4 protein-coding genes and 1 pseudogene are annotated in these 2,299 nt (G+C 39.9%); all 5 read right to left on the bottom strand.

Annotated elements, in window-relative coordinates:
- The coding region (locus tag ACFIK2_RS04150) for a phage integrase central domain-containing protein (protein WP_404977392.1) at positions 1 to 590 on the bottom strand (590 nt) is incomplete at its 3' end.
- A 2-nt stretch (positions 591 to 592) separates the two neighbouring features.
- Positions 593 to 841, bottom strand: a complete 249-nt coding sequence (locus tag ACFIK2_RS04145; RefSeq protein ID WP_015857131.1) for a hypothetical protein — start codon at positions 839 to 841, stop codon at positions 593 to 595.
- Positions 842 to 916: 75 nt separating this feature from the next.
- On the bottom strand, positions 917 to 1,372 hold the full coding sequence (locus ACFIK2_RS04140) for a hypothetical protein (protein WP_375640628.1): 456 nt from the start codon (positions 1,370 to 1,372) through the stop codon (positions 917 to 919).
- A complete protein-coding gene (locus ACFIK2_RS04135; protein WP_375640627.1) occupies positions 1,369 to 1,914 on the bottom strand; it encodes a hypothetical protein in 546 nt (181 codons plus the stop codon). The genes ACFIK2_RS04140 and ACFIK2_RS04135 overlap by 4 nt, the downstream gene beginning before the upstream one ends.
- Before the next feature lie 111 nt (positions 1,915 to 2,025).
- Positions 2,026 to 2,299 (bottom strand): annotated as a pseudogene (locus ACFIK2_RS04130) (exonuclease); the annotation flags it as partial.

Raw genomic sequence — 2,299 nt, 5'->3', positions numbered from 1 at the left:
ATCCAGACGCGTTCATGTGTACCATGTGACCAACGGTGATAATATTTGTCTATGTCCTCTTCTAGCCATGGCAGTAATCCCTCACTGTTTAAAGATTTTGGTGCTTTTACATTAAAGGCAGGATTTCTATTTAAAAGGGCATTATCAACCGCCCAATTAAAGAGACCGTTTAAAGAGGTCAAAAAATGTTTTGCCGCGGCAGGGGTATTTCGCCTTCTGTCTACGGCTTCAAGAATGTGTTGTTTGTTTATGCTTTTATATGCACGATCACCGATATGTTTAGAAACATTATTCAGAATTCGATATTTAACTTTTTTAGTAGATTCTGATTGATTATGCCATTGCATGCTTTGTAAATACTGATGCAACAACCAATCGAAAGACCCTTCTGTGAGTCTGGTACGCCTCTTTGTTTTGGAGGAGCCATTTTGCGCTTGTTTAATAGCCAGCGTATAATTGTCAACAAACTCTTGCGTTCCATAGGTTCCTTCAATCCGAAACCGTGGTCCATGACCAATACGTACATACCATATAACTTTACCATGGCGTGTACGTTCACGAACAAGATGCGGTGGACGGCGTTTTGGCATGGCTAAAACTTTATACCGTCGACAGAGGGGCAGCTTTTGCTGGTCTCGTAGTCTTCTTGTTCATTTTCAAGTGGTGGAAAATCGTCAATGCTATAAGTATTATCTGTCGTTGTTGGTGTTATGGTTTTATTGATATGAATTAATAATTCCCCTGTAGGTTTGATTTCTATGAGTTCACATCCTTGTTTTTTAGCTTCTCTTAAAGCACGAGCAATAGCTGGTTGCGTGATAGTAGGTGGGCGGTGTGGCATGTTTATTCCCCTTCATTGAGATGTAATTCACCCGTGGCGTGAATCGCGCTTGTGTTTAAAAGTTTGTTTGTGTTGCTAGAAAGGAATGTCGTCTTTTGCTGAAGAGTCGCCGTTCTGGGCGGTCATAGTTCGTTTACAAGCTTCTGAATTATCATAAATTTTTGTATCGCCATAAATTCTTGAATCATTATCGATAACCACATTTCCATAAATTTCTACGCTTCCAAAAATATGACCTCTATATATTTTGACGTTATTATAAATTTTTGCATTTCCAAAAATCTCTGCACTATAAGCAACTTGTGCGTTATCAAAAACCTTAGCGCTATCGTAAATATTGGCAAACAAATACGCCTTGGCATCATTATAAATCCAACAATCGTTTTCATGACTTAAATTGTCTTCATGCTCTATAAAGCCGCCAAGATCACCTGCCTTTACATCTCCAAAGTCTTTCAATGCACGGATGCGGTAAAGCGTAATGTATCCCTCAAACTCAATTGTTTCATCAGTAAGTTCGTATTTTCTCATCTGGTTTTTTCTCTAGTTGAGATTCTTCTATCGTCATCAATCCAGTCGTCCCAACATACACATGCATCACCGTAAATTTTTGCATGACCGTAAATATGCGCATCACCGTAAACTTGCGCATTGCCGTAAACACGCGCCCTATCGTAAATGTATGCCTCACCGTAAACTTGTGCATTGCCATAAACTTCTGCATTATCAAAAACGTGCGGTTCACCGCAAATATATGCATCACCGTAAACTTCTGCATGACCGTAAATGCATGGTTCATCGAAAACTTCTGCTTTGCCATAAATACGAGAATTGCCGTGAACCTCGGCATAACCGTAAACATGTGCATTTTCGTAAACCTTAGCATCATCATAAACCTTGGCATAACCCCCAACCCAGCAATTGCCATCATGACTTAGATTGTCTTCTTTCTCGATATAGCCGCCAAGATCACCTTTCTTAACGTCCTCCAAATCTCTCAATGCACGAATGCGGCGGAGCGTTTTGCGCCCAACTTCGATTGTTTCATCAGTCAGTTCATATTTCTTTTCCATGGTTTATTTCCTTTATTTGCGTACAATTCGCCCGTAGCGTGAATCATGCATTACTTAAAAGTTGTTAGTAAATGGGTGGGGGTGCTGGGAGGAGAGAGCACCCCCATAGGTTTAAGCGGCTTTTGCCAAAATCTTTTGCATCTCTTGTTCTATTTCCCCTAAAAAGATTTCGACCGCTTTATTGATCTCTTCAATGTGTTTCTCATCACGGAGGACGCGTTTGATTTTCATTCTCAAACCAGTAGATTTGCCTACAAAGTTTGGATTATAGCTCATGAAATCACACCACTTTCGTCCTGTACAAGCCATTTGGAATTGCATTTGTGCGTGATATTCTGGTTTAATTTCGTCATATATAAAAAAACGAAGATGGGTTGTTGATTGT

Origin of the sequence: Bartonella sp. AP88XZML (genome assembly GCF_042195565.1) — a bacterium.
Taxonomy (GTDB): domain Bacteria; phylum Pseudomonadota; class Alphaproteobacteria; order Rhizobiales; family Rhizobiaceae; genus Bartonella.
This window is presented reverse-complemented; position numbering and strand designations above follow the sequence as displayed.